General features: G+C 67.5%; 14 protein-coding genes and 1 other RNA gene. 10 read left to right on the top strand and 5 right to left on the bottom strand.

All coding sequences use genetic code 11. The annotated features are described in order from the left end of the window. Positions 1–47 precede the first annotated feature (47 nt). The 4 genes from pyrC to AC1DW0_RS17595 all read left to right on the top strand — a co-directional run bounded on the left by pyrC (position 48) and on the right by AC1DW0_RS17595 (position 4378). A complete protein-coding gene (gene pyrC / locus AC1DW0_RS17610) occupies positions 48–1091 on the top strand; it encodes a dihydroorotase (protein WP_477947108.1) in 1044 nt (347 codons plus the stop codon). Beyond that, a complete protein-coding gene (locus AC1DW0_RS17605; RefSeq protein WP_457350244.1) occupies positions 1088–1921 on the top strand; it encodes an NYN domain-containing protein in 834 nt (277 codons plus the stop codon). Before pyrC ends, AC1DW0_RS17605 begins: the two co-directional genes overlap by 4 nt. 88 nt (positions 1922–2009) lie before the next feature. After that, positions 2010–3383, top strand: a complete 1374-nt coding sequence (locus tag AC1DW0_RS17600) for a S1 family peptidase (protein ID WP_477947106.1) — start codon at positions 2010–2012, stop codon at positions 3381–3383. Next, positions 3383–4378 carry an FHA domain-containing protein gene (locus AC1DW0_RS17595; RefSeq protein WP_477947104.1) on the top strand — a complete coding sequence of 332 codons (996 nt, stop codon included), beginning with the start codon at positions 3383–3385 and terminating at the stop codon, positions 4376–4378. Before AC1DW0_RS17600 ends, AC1DW0_RS17595 begins: the two co-directional genes overlap by 1 nt. A 10-nt stretch (positions 4379–4388) precedes the next feature. Here the strand turns inward: AC1DW0_RS17595 and cysK are convergent, their stop codons facing one another. Together cysK and AC1DW0_RS17585 are read right to left on the bottom strand one after the other, a co-directional pair. Next, the gene (gene cysK / locus AC1DW0_RS17590; protein ID WP_457350240.1) at positions 4389–5306 is read right to left on the bottom strand and encodes a cysteine synthase A; all 918 of its coding nucleotides are present in this window, start codon (positions 5304–5306) and stop codon (positions 4389–4391) included. 39 nt (positions 5307–5345) lie between these two features. After that, a complete protein-coding gene (locus AC1DW0_RS17585; protein WP_457442878.1) occupies positions 5346–6410 on the bottom strand; it encodes a flavodoxin family protein in 1065 nt (354 codons plus the stop codon). Positions 6411–6479: 69 nt separating this feature from the next. Between AC1DW0_RS17585 and rnpB the strand changes: the two genes are divergently transcribed. From rnpB to AC1DW0_RS17570, 3 genes are all read left to right on the top strand, one after another. Continuing rightward, an RNA gene (gene rnpB / locus AC1DW0_RS17580) (RNase P RNA component class A) lies at positions 6480–6926 on the top strand. 54 nt (positions 6927–6980) lie between these two features. Continuing rightward, positions 6981–8189 (top strand): multidrug effflux MFS transporter, encoded by a 1209-nt coding sequence (locus AC1DW0_RS17575; protein ID WP_457350236.1) that lies wholly within the window; start codon positions 6981–6983, stop codon positions 8187–8189. 2 nt (positions 8190–8191) lie between these two features. After that, on the top strand, positions 8192–9106 hold the full coding sequence (locus AC1DW0_RS17570; protein WP_235532075.1) for a carbonic anhydrase: 915 nt from the start codon (positions 8192–8194) through the stop codon (positions 9104–9106). Between the two features lie 190 nt (positions 9107–9296). Here the strand turns inward: AC1DW0_RS17570 and AC1DW0_RS17565 are convergent, their stop codons facing one another. The 3 genes from AC1DW0_RS17565 to AC1DW0_RS17555 form a co-directional block, all read right to left on the bottom strand. Beyond that, the gene (locus tag AC1DW0_RS17565; RefSeq protein ID WP_457323999.1) at positions 9297–11630 is read right to left on the bottom strand and encodes an ATP-binding protein; all 2334 of its coding nucleotides are present in this window, start codon (positions 11628–11630) and stop codon (positions 9297–9299) included. A gap of 165 nt (positions 11631–11795) precedes the next feature. Further along, positions 11796–12383, bottom strand: a complete 588-nt coding sequence (locus AC1DW0_RS17560) for a chalcone isomerase family protein (RefSeq protein ID WP_457442884.1) — start codon at positions 12381–12383, stop codon at positions 11796–11798. Between the two features lie 40 nt (positions 12384–12423). Beyond that, a complete protein-coding gene (locus AC1DW0_RS17555; RefSeq protein WP_457389193.1) occupies positions 12424–13980 on the bottom strand; it encodes a methyl-accepting chemotaxis protein in 1557 nt (518 codons plus the stop codon). Between the two features lie 43 nt (positions 13981–14023). On the opposite strand from AC1DW0_RS17555, the gene AC1DW0_RS17550 reads away from it, so the two are divergent. From AC1DW0_RS17550 to rsmH, 3 genes are all read left to right on the top strand, one after another. Further along, on the top strand, positions 14024–14266 hold the full coding sequence (locus AC1DW0_RS17550) for a hypothetical protein (protein ID WP_157282013.1): 243 nt from the start codon (positions 14024–14026) through the stop codon (positions 14264–14266). A gap of 145 nt (positions 14267–14411) precedes the next feature. After that, complete coding sequence (locus tag AC1DW0_RS17545; RefSeq protein WP_056203596.1) at positions 14412–14843, top strand: division/cell wall cluster transcriptional repressor MraZ; 432 nt, start codon at positions 14412–14414, stop codon at positions 14841–14843. 11 nt (positions 14844–14854) lie between these two features. Continuing rightward, on the top strand, positions 14855–15811 hold the full coding sequence (rsmH, locus tag AC1DW0_RS17540) for a 16S rRNA (cytosine(1402)-N(4))-methyltransferase RsmH (protein ID WP_457389192.1): 957 nt from the start codon (positions 14855–14857) through the stop codon (positions 15809–15811). The last annotated feature ends 1 nt before the right edge of the window (position 15812 follow it).

Here is a 15812-nt window from a genome sequence, read left to right as displayed (position 1 = left end):
GCAGTGTGCCTGCACCGGGCGGGGTGCGGCGGCGACAATCCGGTTTTATGACCCAAGCTCCCATACAGCTCACCCTCACCCGGCCTGACGACTGGCACTTGCATCTGCGCGACGAGGCGGCGCTCGCCAGCGTGCTGCCCTACACGGCGCGCCAGTTCGCCCGCGCCATCGTCATGCCGAATCTGCGCCCGCCGGTCACGACGGCCGCCCAGGCGGTGGCCTACCGCGAGCGCATCCTGGCCGCGTTGCCTGAGGGCCTGGACTTCCAGCCGCTGATGACGATGTACCTGACGGACAACACGCCGCCGGACGAGATCAAGCGTGCCAAGGGTGCGGGCGTCGTCGCCCTCAAGCTCTATCCGGCCGGTGCCACGACAAACAGCGACGCCGGCGTGACAGACCTGCGCAAGACCTACAGGACGTTGGAAGCCATGCAGCGCGAGGGCCTGCTCTTCCTGGTGCACGGCGAGGTGACGGACGGCGACATCGACATCTTCGACCGCGAAGCCGTCTTCGTCGAGCGCGTCATGAAGCCGTTGCGCGCGGCCATGCCCGAGCTGAAGGTCGTTTTCGAGCACATCACGACCAAGGAAGCGGCCCAGTACGTGCTAGAGAGCGACCGCTTCACGGCCGCCACCATCACGCCGCAGCATCTGCTCTACAACCGCAACGCCATCTTCACCGGCGGCCTGCGCCCGCACTACTACTGCCTGCCCGTGCTGAAGCGCGAGGAGCACCGCCAGGCGTTGCTGAAAGCCGCGGCCTCCGGCCTGCCGAAATTCTTCCTCGGCACCGACAGCGCGCCGCACGCCGCCCAGCTGAAGGAAAACTCGGTCTGCGGCGCCGGCTGCTTCACGGCCATCTCGGCGCTGGAGCTGTATGCCGAGGCCTTCGAAGGCATTGGTGCGCTCGACAAGCTCGACGCCTTTGCCGGCCACCACGGCCCCGACTTCTACGGCCTGCCGCGCAACACCGGCACCGTCACCCTGAAGCGCGAGCCCTGGACCCTGCCCAGCGCCGTGCCCTTCGGTGAAGCGCAGTTGAAGCCTCTGCGCGGCGGCGAAACCCTGAACTGGAAACTCATCGCATGAAGAAAGTTGCTTTTCTCGTCGACTTCGACAACGTCGCCACCGACGTCATCGAGCAGGCCCTGCAGATGGCCTTCAAGGACTATGAAGCCGTCCACATCCGCCGCGCCTACTGCAACGCAGAGCAGGCGCAGACCCACCAGTCCTTCCTGAAGCGCCTGGGCCTGCGCGCCATCGTCAATCTCGCCATTGGCAAGAACTCGACCGACATTGCCATGGCCGTCGACGCGATGGAACTGGCCATCACCGAGAAGCCCGACGTCATCGTGCTGGTGTCGTCGGACAGCGACTTTGCACCGCTGGTGCTGCGCCTGCGCGAGAAGGGCGCCTGGCTGCGCGGCTTCGGCCAGCACGGCAAGACGGGCGACGGCGTCATCGCCATCTACGACCAGTTCAACGAGCTGGCCCATGACAGCGGCAAGCCTTCGGCCAAGCGCCAGCCGGCGAGGAAGACCGCGTCTCCCCGGCCAGCCGCGAAGAGAGCCGCGCCGGCCAAGGCCGCGGCCCCGGCCCCTGCGCCGGCTGCGAAGCCAACGCCGGCACCTGCACCTGCGCCGAAGGCTGCGCCGGCGCCTGCACCCAAGCCGGCCGCGACACCCGCCCCGGTTGACGCCAACGTTGCCGCCGCTCGGGAGATCAATGCCATCCTGGCCCTGCTGCCCAGGCTGGCCGATGGCCAATGGCATGACCTCGGCGTGGCGGCCAAGGCGCTGAAAGAGGCCGGCCTGCTGCCCAAGACGGCAGCGTCGACCAAGCTGTTCCGCAAGCACCCGCAGGCCTTCCAGCTGCAGCCGGCCAAGCAGCCCAACCAGGTCCGCTTCGGCCACGGATGATTCGGAATGCTTCACGGGCCTTGCGCGGTGACGAGCGGCTGTCGTGCGCAAAGCGGCTAGCATCGGCGGCCTCCACCGGAGGTCCTGCTTGCTGAAGTCCTGTCTGAAGTCCCTGCTGGGTGCGGCGTTCGCCGGCCTGGCCCTTGCCGCTGCTGCGCAATCGCCGCCGCCCGCGCCCGCCACCGCGCCCAATCCGCAGCAGCCACAGGCGCAGCCCCCCACCGTGTCCGCCAGCGCCCGGCGCCTGTATGAGCGCAGCAAGGGCCAGCTGCTGCAGATCCGCACGCTGCTCAAGACCCAGGACAGCCAGGCCTCGGTCGGCTCGGGCTTCCTCGTCAGCGACGACGGCCATGTCGTCACGAACTACCACGTCATCAGCCAGTTCGCGCTGGAGCCCGACAGCTACCGGCTGCGTTACGCGACGACTGACAGCCAGGGCGGGGCGCTGGAGCTGCTGGACTTCGACGCCCGCCGAGACCTCGCGCTGCTGCGTGCCGTCGACGACGGCAAGGGCGGTGGGCTCAAGGGCCGCGGCGCGCTGACCTTCCGCCCGCAGAACCAGCCGCTGGCCAAGGGCGAGCGCATCTATTCCATGGGCAACCCGCACGACGTGGCCTTCGCCGTCGTCGAGGGCAATTACAACGGCCTGGTGGAGCGCAGCTTCGACCCGCTGATCTATTACGCCGGCGGCATCAACCCCGGCATGAGCGGCGGCCCGGTGCTGGACGAGGACGGCCTGGTCGTCGGCGTCAATGTGTCGACGCTGCTGTTCGCCCAACAGGTCAGCTTCCTCGTGCCCGGCGAGTTCGCCGAGAGCCTGGTCAAGCGCAGCCTCGCCGCCAAACCCATCCGCACGGCGGCCTGGGGCCGGCTGCGCGACCAGTTGACGCGCTACCAGGACGAGCTCGTCACGCGCTTCCTGGCCGCACCGTGGGAGAGTGCCAATCACGACCGCTACCGCCTGCCCGTGCCCAAGCAGGACTTCATGCGCTGCTGGGGGCGGGGCACCTCGGCCGATACCAAGGGCCTGGACTTCGAACGCTCGCAGTGCCGCATGGACCACGCCCTCTTCGTCAGCGGCAATCTGCAGACGGGCTGGCTGGACATGTCCCATGAGGCCTATGACGGCAGCAAGCTCGGGGCGCTGCGCTTTGCGCGCCAGTACACGGGGAGCTTTCGCAACGAGCGCCTGGGGAGCGCCGACAAGTCGCGCACCGCGCCGTACTGCAAGGAGCAGTTCGTCGATCGTGATGGACTACCGCTGCGAGCCGTCGTTTGCCTGCGCGCCTACCGCAAGCTGGACGGCCTACACGACCTCAGCGTGCTCGTGACGACGGTGGACTCACCCACCGAAGGCGCGCTGGGCCGCTTCGACGCCCGCGGCATCAGCTTCGACAACGCGCTCAAGCTGGCGGCGCATTACCTGGAGGGCTTCGCGTGGACGAACAGCAAAGCCAAGTGATGCCTGCCATCCCTGACGCCGCAGTCGTCGAACTGCTGGGCCGCGACGGCCGCGCGACCCTGGTGCAGCGCGTGACGCACTGGCCGGTGCGCATCGGCCGCTCGCCGGCCTGCGACATCGTGCTGGACGACGGCCACCTCGCCGTGGAACATGCCGAGCTGCAACTCGCCCCCGGCGGTGGTGTCAGTCTCAGGCTGCTGGACAGCCGCAATGGCGGCAGCGTCGCCGGCAAGCGCCTGGCCGCGGGCGAGGAGGCCACGCTGCCCGAAGGCGGCGCCTTCCAACTCGCGAGCTGCTCGCTGCGCCTGCGCACCAGCGCCGACGCGCTGGCGCCCGAGCATTTGATGGTGATCCATCCGGTGCGCCACTGGGCTCTGCTGCCGCTGCTGCTGCTGTCTCTGGTGTTCTTCCAGTGGCTGGACCGCTGGAGCGCCGTCGACCCGGACGCACGCTGGATCGACTACGCCTCGCCGTTGCTCGGGCCGCTGGCCTTCGTACTCGGCTGGGCCGGGCTGTGGTCGCTGGCCAGCCAGCTCTTTCATCATCGCTTCCCGTTCACGACGCATCTGCGCCGTGCCCTGGTTGTCATCGTCACGCTGCAGGTGCTGGAGTGGCTGCTGCCGGCAGTGGCCTATGCCTTCTCGTGGCCGCGCCTGATGGTGGTGGAGTCGCTGGCCACGCCGGTGGCCGCTGCGGCGTTGGTTGCCTGGCATGCCGGCCTGGTCTGGCCGGGCGCGCGGCGCATCCTGAACGGCGGCATTGCGGCCCTGCTGCTGCTCTTCCTGGGCCTGCAGGTGGGCAGCCGCCAGGAACAGCAATACGTCTTCGGCCCGCCCTATCTGGCCAGCCTGCCGCCGCCGGCGCTGCGCCTCGTGTCGCCGCAGCCGCCTGAGACGCTGATCGATTCGCTGAAGCCGCTGAAGGCCGAACTGGCCAGGCAGGCGCGCAAGGACAACGAGGGCGCCGTCGACGACGACGTCGGCGCCGGCGAGTGAGGCGCTGCGCTCAGGTCTGTGGCAGGAAGCCGTCGACCGAGAGGTAGCGCTCGCCGGTGTCGTAGTTGAAGCCGAGCACACGTGCATTCGCGGGCAGCTCGGGCAGCTTCTGCGCAATGGCCGCGAGCGTCGCGCCGCTGGAGATACCCACGAGCAGGCCTTCCTCGCGGGCGCAGCGGCGGGCGTATTCGCGTGCGGCCTCGGCCTCGACCTGGATGACGCCGTCCAGCAGCGCCGTGTCCAGCACCGCCGGGATGAAGCCCGCGCCGATGCCCTGGATGGGGTGCGGGCTGGGCTGGCCGCCGCTGATGACCGGTGAAGCGCTGGGTTCCACCGCGTAGACCTTGAGTTGGGGCCAGGCGGCCTTGAGCACCTGAGCGCAGCCGGTGATGTGGCCGCCGGTGCCGACGCCGGTGATCAGCGCGTCCAGGCCTTCAGGGAAGTCGCGCAGGATTTCCTGGGCCGTTGCCTTGACGTGGATGGCCGGGTTGGCGGCGTTCTCGAACTGCTGCGGCATCCAGGAGCCGGGGTGCTGCTCCAGCAGCTCACGGGCGCGGGCGATGGCGCCCTTCATGCCCTTCTCGCGCGGCGTCAGGTCAAAGCTCGCGCCATACGCCAGCATCAGGCGGCGGCGCTCGATGCTCATGCTGTCCGGCATGACGAGGATGAGCTTGTAGCCCTTCACCGCCGCCACCATCGCCAGGCCCACGCCGGTGTTGCCCGAGGTCGGCTCGATGATGGTGCCGCCGGGCTTGAGCAGGCCCTGCGCTTCGGCGTCCTCGATCATCGACAGCGCGATGCGGTCCTTGATGGAGCCGCCCGGGTTGCTGCGCTCGGACTTGACCCACACCTCGGCGCCGCTGAACAGGCGCTGCAGGCGGATGTGCGGCGTGTTGCCGATGGTGTCGAGGATGCTGGCGGCTTTCATCGAGGGCTCCGTTTCTGCGAATCGGAGCAGTGTGCCAGCTCACTTGGTGCGTGGCTTGGGCAGGCCTTCGTCGCCATGCTTTATGTGCCCGTCGCGCATCAGGCCAACGCTGAGCGCCACCGCGCGCGCGGCACGCTTGACCTCTTCCTGCACGTCGGTGTCCTTGTCCAGAGCGTCATGGCTGGTTGCATAGGGCTCGTAGTAGCCGATATAGCGGTCCAAGCGCGCGCCGAATCCGGCGTCGACCAGGCCCATCCAGTCCAGCCAGTCCGACAGCGCACGGCGCGTGCCGTCGATGCCGGCGACGTCGCCGTGCACGACGAGGCCGTAGATGCGACCAGCGAGGTGCTTGGGGTAGCCCCAGCCCTTGAGCTCCATCTCGCGCGCCAGTTCGGGCTTCTTGCCCTGGGTGGAGGTCGGGTCGGGGTTGCCGCCGTCGGCGCAAACGAGGCGGTCCATCATCAGTTTCAGCGGGCTGGTGGCCTGGTACCAGTGCACCGGCGTCAACAGCAGCACGCCGTGGGCGCGCACCCAATGCTCGTAGATCTCGGCCATCCAGTCGTTGGTCTGCCCGGTGGCGTGGTTGGGGTAGCAGCTGCAGGGCCAGTGGCACAGCGGCATCGCGGTGGACACGCAGCCCTTGCAGGGGTGGATGTGGCGGTCGTAATCCGACGTCAACCGGCTCAGGTCCAGCACTTCCACGGCCATGCCTTCGGCCTCGCAGGCGGCGCGGGCGATCTGTGTCATGCGCCAGGTCTTGGACATCTCACCGGGGCAGCTGCCGTCGTTGCGCGGCGAGGCGTTGATGACGAGGACGCGCGATGATGAGCTGGCCCAGGCGTCCTGAGCCTCCTTCAGCCGCAGGTGCAGGTCGCGCCATTCGCGCGATAGGTCGTAGTCGGGATCGGCAAAGCCCGCACCGGCCTTGACGGTGATCGGGGCCTTGCGGCCTTCCTCGAAGGCCTCCCAGGCAATCTGCTCCAGCCGACCCAATGCGTCGCGCTCGGCGCCGTAGGCCGGGTCGACGAAGCGTTGCCGGAAGCGCTCGCCGAACTCCTGGCGGCCCATGATCTGCGCCTGGCCGGTTCTCACGGGTGAAGTCATGACGGAATCTCGGTAGTGGACGTGGCCTCAGGCAAACCACATGCCCGTGCCTGCGATACTCGCTCCCGTGAAGCAAGCCAGACCGCCGCTGGGGCAAGCATGGAAACATGGCCCTGGAGGAAGGTCCGGACTGCATAGAGCGGCGTAGCAGCTAACGGCTGCCCGGCGAAAGCCGAGGATCAGAGCAACAGAGACGAGTTCTGCTGGGACACCCCGATGGGTGGTCTATGCGGCGCCAGCGCAAGCTGGCGTTGGGGTGAGGCGAAGGCCTCGCACCCTCGCGCGCAAGCGCGAGCCGCATAGCACCTCTGCCGGGCTCTGCCCGGCAGAGGTGAAACGGGCAATCTCTACGCGCAGCAACACCAAGTAGGCCAGCGTTGATGCGGCTCGCAGAGCTGGCGGGTAGGTGGCACCGAGCCGGGCAGTGATGCTCGGCCCAGAGGAATGGCGGTCACGCCGTCCGAACCGCAAGGGGAGGGCGGCGCACAGAATCCGGCCTATCGGCTTGCTTCACTCTTTTCTTGCCTCTTTCTTTCGGCTGAACGGCCCCGGCTCGATAGACTGCCTTGCATGAATCCCGAAGCCAGCCGCCTCTGGCGTGCGCCTCGCTGGGCCCTGTCCGTGCTGTTGGCCTGTTTGGCCATGGTGGGCCCCTTCTCCATCGACACCTATCTGCCGGCCTTTGCCGGCATTGCCGCGGCGCTGGATGCGACCCCGGTGCAGATGCAGCAGACGCTGTCCGCCTATCTGCTGGGCTTCGCCTTCATGAACCTCTTCCACGGCGCGCTGTCGGACTGCTTCGGCCGCCGCCCCGTCGTGCTGATCGGCCTGGGCGTCTTCACGGCGGCCAGCGTCGGCTGCGCAGTGGCGGGCTCCATCGGCCAGCTGGTGTTCTGGCGGACGGTGCAGGGCATGTCGGCTGGCGCCGGCATCGTCGTGTCGCGGGCCATCATCCGCGACATGTTCCCGCCGGCGGATGCCCAGCGCGTGATGTCGCAGGTGACACTTTTCTTCGGTGTGGCACCGGCCATCGCCCCCATGGTGGGCGGCTTCCTGTTCGTGCACGCCGACTGGCACTCCATCTTCTGGTTCCTGACCGCCGTGGGCGCTGCCCTGCTGGTATCCAACTGGCGGCTGCTGCCCGAGACGCTGCACGCGAACCTGGTGCAGCCCTTCCACGTCGGCGCACTGATGCGCGAGTACTGGCGGCTGTGCAGCAGCCCGAAGTTCATGATGCTGGTGCTGGCCAGCGGCATCCCGTTCAACGGCATGTTTCTCTACGTGCTGGCCACGCCGGTGTTCCTGGGTGAACATCTGCACTTCGCGCCGCAGCAGTTTTTCTGGTTCTTCCTGTGCTCCATCGGCGGCATCATGGCTGGCGCCGCGGTCAGCGGCCGGCTGGCGGGCAAGATGGGCCCGAAGCGCCAGATCATGCGGGGCTTTCGCATCATGGTGGCCGTGTCGATCACCAATGTGCTGCTCAACCTGTTCGCGCCGCTGAGCCCCTTCTGGGCCTTGCCCATGGTCGGCCTGTTCGCCTTCGGCTGGGCGCTGATGGTGCCCGTCGTCACGCTGCTGGTGCTGGACCAGGTGCCCGAGCGCCGCGGCATGGCTTCGTCGCTGCAGGCCTGCATCGGCTCGGCGGCCAATGGCCTGGTGGCTGGTGTGCTGGTGCCGCTGGTCATGCACTCGACCGTGGCTCTGGCCCTCACGTCGGCGGGGCTGATGATGGTCGGCCTGGTGGCCTGGTACGGCGTCAGGCGCTCCGTTGCGGCCTGATCGTGACTCAAGCCTGGCGGCCGCTTGCCGAAATCACCGACATGATGAAAAAGCGCTGGCTGATCACCGCGCTGCTGGCCGCCTGTGCGGCTGCGCAGGCAGAGGAACCCAAGGAACCCGTGGAGGTGCTGCGCCAGCGCCTGGCGGATCGCCTGTCCACCAAGCCCGAGGGCACGGCCACCGCCAAGCCGGCGGCCAAACCCGTCAAGCCGGGCAAGGCCGAGGCCGCCAAGCCGACGCATTGGGGCTACACCGGCGACATCGGCCCCGAGCGCTGGGCCGAGCTGGCGCCGGAGAACAAGCTGTGCGCCGTCGGCACGCGCCAGAGCCCCATCGACATCCGCGAGGGCATCGCCGTCGAGTTGGAGAAGATCAGCTTCGACTACCGCACCAGCAGCTTTTCGGTGCAGGACAACGGCCACACCATCCAGGTCAATGTCGGCGCCGGCAACGGCCTGACCGTCATGGGCCGGCGCTATGAACTCGTGCAGTTCCACTTCCACCGCCCGAGCGAAGAGCGCGTCAACGGCAAGCAATCCGACATGGTGGCCCACTTGGTACACAAGGATGCGCAAGGCAAGCTCGCCGTCGTCGCCGTGCTGCTGGAGCGCGGGCCCGACAACAAGCCCCAGCCGGTGATCCAGACGGTCTGGGCCAACCTGCCACTGGAAAAGGGCGAGGCCTTGCAAGCCCAGGTGCAGATCGACCTGAACCAGTTGCTGCCCGCCGAGCGCGGCTACTACACCTACATGGGTTCGCTGACGACGCCGCCCTGCAGCGAAGGCGTGCTGTGGATGGTGCTGCGCCAGCCCGTCACCATGACGGCCCAGCAGCTCGGCATCTTCGCCAAGCTCTACCCGATGAATGCGCGGCCGCTGCAGGCCGGCTCGGGGCGGCTCATCAAAGAATCCCAGTAACGGTCTTCGGGCCGAGCGCTGGGCCTGCCATGAGCCAGAGGCTCATGGCCTTCCGTAGGCACAAGCGGCCCGCAGGGACTGCTTGTGTCCGACTCCAGTTCACCGAGCCGGCCCGCTTGGGCGATGTGCTTGCGGCTCAATGCCGCAAGCATCGCCGTCCCCTCGGGGGACGGACCAGGTGCAGCCGCGTTCAGCGGGGTGCGACTGGGCGAGGGGTCACACGTCTCACCCCAGACAGCCAGTCGTGCAGCGTCGCGAACAGCTGCTCGGCGACGACCGGCTTGGCGACGTGGTCGTCCATGCCGGCGTCCAGGCAGCGCTGGCGCTCGTCATCGAAGGCATTGGCCGTCATGGCGAGGATGGGGAGCTCGGCGCCTTGGGGCAGGCGGCGGATGGCGCGCGTTGCGTCCAGGCCATCCATGACGGGCATCTGCACGTCCATCAGCACCAGGGCGTAGTCACCGGCCTTGACCATGTCGACGGCCTGCTGCCCATCGGCAGCCACATCCACCGCCAGGCCGGCACTGCCGATGAGGGCGACGGCCACCTCCTGGTTGACGGGGTTGTCCTCGGCCAGCAGCAGACGGCGCGGCTGGGCTCGTGCCAGCTCGGCAAGCCGTTCTCGCGCTGAATGCGGCCGTGGGGCCGCTACCGGCGGCGCCGGCGCCTGGCTGCCGGCCTCGACGGGCAGGGTGAACCAGAACGTGCTGCCGCGGTTCAAGGTGCTGTCGACGCCGACATGGCCGCCCATCAAGTGGGCCAGGCGCCGGCAGATTGCCAGGCCCAGGCCGGTGCCGCCATAGCGCCGCGTCGTGGAACTGTCGGCCTGCTCGAAGTCGCGGAACAGCCGCGCCTGCGCATCGTTCGCAATGCCGATCCCGCTGTCCTGCACCTCGAAGCGCAGTGCCAGCGCCGGGCCGGGCTGGGTCTCGTCGAGCCGCGCGGCCAGGCGCACGAAACCGCTGTCGGTGAACTTGACCGCATTGCCGGCGAAGTTCAGCAGCACTTCGGAGATGCGCTGCGGGTCGCCGATCAGCACGCGGCCGCCCAGCTCCGGCGCAACGTCGGTCTCGACACGCAGCCGCTTGGCCGCGGCGGCCTGGGTCGTCATGTTGGCGATGTTGTCCAGCACCTCGCCGACCGTGAATTCGCGCTGCTCCAGCCTCACCTTGCCAGCCTCGATCTTGGAGAAATCCAGTACGTTGTTGATGACGCTGAGCAGGTGCTCGGCCGCATTGGCGACCTTCTGCAGACGCTGCTGCTGCTCGGGCTCGATGGTGTCGCTCTGGGCCAGATAAGTCAGGCCGATGATGGCATTCATCGGCGTGCGGATCTCGTGGCTCATGTTGGCCAGGAAGGCGCTCTTGGCCAGGCTCGCGGCCTGGGCGGCCTGCGTAGCTTCCGCCAGCTCGGCAGTGCGCGCCTCGACGAGTTCCTCGAGATGATGGCGGTAGCGCTCCAGCTCCAGCGCGTCGCGGCGCTGGCGTGAGATGTCGGTCAGGAAGCCGTGCCACAACACGCTGCCGTCGGCCTCGCGCTGGGCGATGGCATTGCCGTAGATCCAGCGCTCGCTGCCGTCCGCCTGCGGCGTGCGGAACTCCTGCTGCCAGGGGCTGAGGTTGCGCGCCGAGGCCAGCAGGCTCTCGCGCACGGCGGCGCGGTCGTCGGGATGGATGCGCTCGAACCAGGGCGTCGCGCTGCGGCTCAGCTCGGCGCTGCCGAGCAGGAAGTATTCGCGCACCGCCTCGCTGACATAGGCGAACGAGAACTCGCCGTTGACGGCCAAGCGCAGCTGATAGACGACGCCGGGCACCGTCTCAGCCATGCCGCGCAGGCGTTCGATGAGATTGCGCTGGGCGTCGAACTGCTGCTGCAGTGCGTCGCGCATGTGCTCGAGGTGGCCGCCGAGCAGGCCGATCTCGTCCTGGCGGGTGTGCTCCAGCTTGGCATTGAAGCGGCCCTCGGCGAGGTCGTTGGCGAAGTCGCCGAGCTCACGCAGCGGGCGGAACAGGCGCGAGTTCAACAGCCACAGCACCAGGGCCAGCGAGGCCAGCAATTGGCCGCCGACGGTCGCGCCATAGAGCCAGCGCTGGCGCAGCACGGCCGTCGTGCTGAGGTGGTCGTCGATCTCGATCTGGATGTGGCCGATGCGCGTGGCGCCGCGCAGGATGTCGCGCTCGCCGGTCAGCGTCTGGCCCAGGCGGCGCTCGGGCAGGTGGTTCTCGATAAAGGGCAGGCCCTGGGACGCGTCGCTGACGCTGACGCGCACGACCTCGGGCGACTTGACGATGGCCGACACCACCTCCCGTGCGGCCACGGCGTCCAGGTTCCACAGCAGCTCGGGCAAGCTGCTGGCCAGCACGTCGAGCTTGGCGTCGAGGTCGCGCTGCAGCGCCTGCTCGGCGACCTTGGATTCGCGCAGGCCGATGAAGAGGCCGCCGACGATGAGGGCCGGCAGCAGCAAGCCGATGCTGGCGCCAAGAGCCAGGGCGGCAAAGAGCGATGACGAGGGCTTGCGGCTCAAGATGAACTCATTGGTGCACCCTTGGCGCGGTGCGCTGTCCCGCCAAGCGGGAGCTGAGCGCCTTCGGGCGGCCGGGCGGCGCTCATGCTGCCATGAGATTGGCGAGTCCAAAGCGAAACGCGCCACGACGCGTGGCGACGTGGCGCGTTTCGTGGTGCACGAGCGTCAGCCCTTGCCCAGCAGGGCGGGCTTGAGCGAAGAGTCGACGGGCTTGTCGCCCAGCCAGATCTTCAGGATGGCATTGTAGAAATTGACGTCCTTCATCGGTTCGCCGATGGGCTTGCCGTTCAGGGCCATGACGGTGCCGGTGTCCGGGATCCAGTCCACGGTGATGACGTCACCCTTCTTGCCCTGCGGGATGTTGACGAAGGCCTCGCCGAACTGGGCCAGCTGGTTGACGAACTTGGAGCGCTCGGCCTTGTCGGTGTTGGCCGTGATGCCAGCCATGAAGGCCTGGCCCAGGTCGTCACCGGTCACCTCGCGCAGCAGGCCGAGGCTGAAGCGGCGCGGGCCCTGGGTGTCCAGCACGCCGGCCGTCGTGTCCTTCTTCTCGGGCAGGTAAAGCACCAGGGCATAGACCTTGACCACGATGCGCACGCGCACCCCAGCGCCGTTGACCTTCAATTCCTTGCCGGCGACCTTGACGGTGTCGTCGAACTTGAGGCCGGCCACTTCGATGGCCTGCGCTGCGCCGCCCAGACCGAGGGCGAGGCCCAAGCCGGCAATCCATCGGCTGGCGTCGTTCGTCTTCATGCAGTCTCCTGATCTTTTGGGGATGGGGATGATCGCGCCTTCAGCGCGCCGCCTCGAGCTTGAAGAGGCTGACGACCTCCTCGAGGCCATGGGCCTGATCGCGCAGCGAGTCGGCGGCAGCGGCGGCTTCTTCCACCAGTGCGGCGTTCTGCTGCGTGCTCTTGTCCATGTCATGGATGGTATGCGTGACGCGCTCGATGCCGGAACTCTGCTCGGCGCTGGCATGGGTGATCTCGCCCATGATGTCGGTCATGCGTTGCACGCTCGCCACCACGCCCTGCATGGTGTTGCCCGCCTGGGCGACGAGCTGGCTGCCCTGGGCCACCTTCTCGACCGAATCGCTGATGAGGCGCTTGATCTCCTTGGCCGCGTCGGCACTGCGGCCAGCGAGAGACCGCACCTCGCCAGCCACGACGGCAAAACCGCGGCCCTGCTCGCCGGCCCGCGCGGCCTCCACGGCGGCGTTCAGGGCCAGGATGTTGGTCTGAAAGGCGATGCCGTCGATGACGCTGATGATGTCGACGATCTTCTTGCTTGATGCGTCGATGCTGCCCATGGTCGTCACGACCTTGGCCACCACGGCGCCGCCTTCGCCGGCGACCTGCGAGGCGGCCTTGGCCAACTGATTGGCCTGTTGGGCGTTCTGCGCGTTCTGCTGCACCGCGTCGGTCAGCGTCTTCATGGCCGACAGTGTCTGCTCCAGCGATGCGGCCTGGGCCTCGGTGCGCACCGACAGGTCCATATTGCCGCTGGCGATCTCGCTGGACGCCGAGGCGATGGACTCGGTGCCCTCGCGCACGCGGCCGACGATGCCCTTGAGGCTCTCGTTCATGTCATGCAGGGCCTGCAGCAGCTCGCCGGTCTCGTCGCGGCTGCGCACCTCGATCTCGCTGGTCAGGTTGCCCGACGCCACCTTGCGTGCCACAGCGACCGCGCCGCGCAGCGGGTTGACGATGCCACGCGTGATCAACACACCGGTCAGCACGCTGGCGGCGATGGCGGCCACGGCCAGGCCGAGCAGCAGCAGGGCTGTCTTGTTGGCCACGCGGTTGGACTTCTCACCGGCCGCATCCATGCCGGCATTGCGGGTCTCGACCAGCTTCTCCAGCGCGGTCATGTACTTGACCTGGGCCGCGCGCACCGAGAACTGGAACTTCAGCGGCGCGCCTTCGGTATCGCCGGACGCCACTGTCTTCACGAACGACGCCTGGGCCGGCAGGAACTTGGCGCGGGCTTCCTTGACCGCCTTGAGCTGCTCCTGGCTGGCTTCATCGGTCAGCAGCGGCTCCAGCTCGGCCATGGTCTTTTCATGCGCGGCCATCTGGGCGGCAACCGTGTCCAGCTCCTTCTTGATCTGTTCTTCGCCGCTCATGATGAGCGTCGTCATCATGCCGCGCACGGCGTCGCCCAGTTCGCCCTTGGCCTTGTTGGCCAGGGCCACGGCCTTGTAGTCGGTGCTCAGTAACTGGCTGATCTCGCCGTTCAGGGTCTGAATGCCGAAGTAGCCCAGGCCGGCCATGGTCATCAGGCAGGCGATCACGACGGCAAAGCCCGCCGCGAGGCGCTGTCCGATGCGCATATGAGACAAGAAATTCATTGGGGGGCTGCCTCGGTTTTGATATTTGGTAGGAGCCCCCGGTTTGAGTTCTTGGCTGAAGGGGCTGAAACAGCATGAAATTTCAGCAGAAATCACCCGGGGCGAGTGCATTCTGAGCGGCCAGCCGGCGAGGCTTGCCGTGATTTGTGCGGCAAAACCCTGTCAGACATGGCTTGCGACGGTGGCCCTGGGGCGGGCGATTCAACCTTGGGGCAAACGCCACATCGCAAACGCCCATCACTTCAAGCAGCACTTCTCAATATCCAGGCAAGTCCTTATTTATTAACAAGATTTTTTACTGGCGCTGTATAAATTAACAGCGCTTGCTAAGTGCTTGATTTCATTGAAAAAACTTGTGCCGAACCTTGACCGGGTGGGGTCTGGCCCTTAAAGTGGGAGGAAGTGTCGTTTCGTGGTGAAAAGTGTCGGAAATCGTCTTTCAGGGTGCCTCCAACTTGGCCTTAGATGCCAAGGGCCGCCTGAGTGTGCCCAGCCGACACCGGGAGGTGCTGCAGCTGATCTGCCAGGGGCGCCTGACCGTCACCAAGCACCCCGATGGCTGCCTGATGCTGTTTCCGCGCCCGACCTGGGAGCTGTTCCGCGACAAGGTCGCCGCCCTGCCGATGTCGGCTTCGGGCTGGAAGCGTGTTTTCCTCGGTAACGCGATGGACGTCGACATCGATTCGGCGTCGCGCGTGCTGGTCTCGCCCGAGCTGCGCAAGAGCGCCGGGCTGAAGAACGACGTGATGCTGCTGGGCATGGGCAGCCACTTCGAGCTCTGGGATGCCGAAGCCCATGCCGCCCACGAGGCCGAAGTGATGGCCGGCCCGCTGCCCGACGCGCTCAAGGACTTCAGCTTCTGATGGGCGCCGAGATGAACGAGAGCGCCCAGTTCAGCCACACCACCGTGCTGCTGAATGAGGCGGTCGACGGCGTGCTCGCGCGGCCCGACGGCGTCTACGTGGACGGCACCTTTGGCCGCGGCGGCCATTCGCGCGCGCTGCTGGCCCGGCTGGCGCCCGAAGGTCGCCTCATCGCCATCGACCGCGACCCCGAGGCGATTGCCGCCGCGGCGGCCATCACCGACCCGCGCTTCTCCATCGTCCACAGCGCCTTTGCCGACATGGCCGAGCAACTGGCAGCGCTGGGTGTTCATCAGGTGGATGGTGTGCTGCTGGACCTGGGTGTGTCCAGTCCTCAGATCGACAACCCGGAGCGCGGCTTCAGCTTTCGCTTCAACGGCCCGCTGGACATGCGCATGGACACGACGCGCGGCCAGAGCGCGGCGGACTTCCTGGCCCGTGGCGACGAGCGCGACATTGCACGAGTGATTCGAGACTATGGCGAAGAACGGTTTGCTTCACAGATTGCAAAGGCGGTTGTTGCTTGCCGGGAAGCCGGCACGCCGCTCACGCGCACCGACGAGCTGCGCGAACTCGTGGCTCGCACGGTCAAGACCCGCGAGCCCGGCCAAGACCCGGCGACCCGCACCTTTCAAGCCCTTCGGATTCATGTCAATGGCGAGCTTGAGGAGCTTGAGCAGGGCCTGAACGCCGCTTTGCGCCTGCTTCGCGCCGGCGGCCGACTCTCCGTCATCAGTTTCCATTCGCTGGAAGACCGGCGCGTCAAGACCTTCATCGCCGAGCGCAGCAAGGCCGTGTTCGACCGCCGCGCGCCGTTCGCCGAAGCCGCGCCGCTGATCCTGAATGCGCTGGGCCGCGTCAAACCGAGTGACGCCGAGGTGGCTGCCAATCCGCGCTCACGCTCGGCCGTGTTGCGGGTGGCGGAGCGCACCGATGCGCCGCTGCCACCGGTCACCTCCAGGCGCTGAC

It is taken from the genome of Roseateles sp. P4_D2 (genome assembly GCF_056401875.1).
Note: the sequence above shows the minus strand (reverse complement) of the source record. Positions and strands in the feature narration are given on the sequence as shown.

Coding starts and splice junctions, on each gene's coding strand:
- pyrC (WP_477947108.1), top strand. CDS start 48: ATGACCCAAGCTCCCATACAGCTCACCCTCACCCGGCCTGACGACTGG.
- AC1DW0_RS17585 (WP_457442878.1), bottom strand. CDS start 6,410: ATGACTTCACCCGTGAGAACCGGCCAGGCGCAGATCATGGGCCGCCAG.
- AC1DW0_RS17595 (WP_477947104.1), top strand. CDS start 3,383: ATGCCTGCCATCCCTGACGCCGCAGTCGTCGAACTGCTGGGCCGCGAC.
- AC1DW0_RS17560 (WP_457442884.1), bottom strand. CDS start 12,383: ATGAAGACGAACGACGCCAGCCGATGGATTGCCGGCTTGGGCCTCGCC.
- rsmH (WP_457389192.1), top strand. CDS start 14,855: ATGAACGAGAGCGCCCAGTTCAGCCACACCACCGTGCTGCTGAATGAG.
- AC1DW0_RS17605 (WP_457350244.1), top strand. CDS start 1,088: ATGAAGAAAGTTGCTTTTCTCGTCGACTTCGACAACGTCGCCACCGAC.
- AC1DW0_RS17555 (WP_457389193.1), bottom strand. CDS start 13,980: ATGAATTTCTTGTCTCATATGCGCATCGGACAGCGCCTCGCGGCGGGC.
- AC1DW0_RS17575 (WP_457350236.1), top strand. CDS start 6,981: ATGAATCCCGAAGCCAGCCGCCTCTGGCGTGCGCCTCGCTGGGCCCTG.
- cysK (WP_457350240.1), bottom strand. CDS start 5,306: ATGAAAGCCGCCAGCATCCTCGACACCATCGGCAACACGCCGCACATC.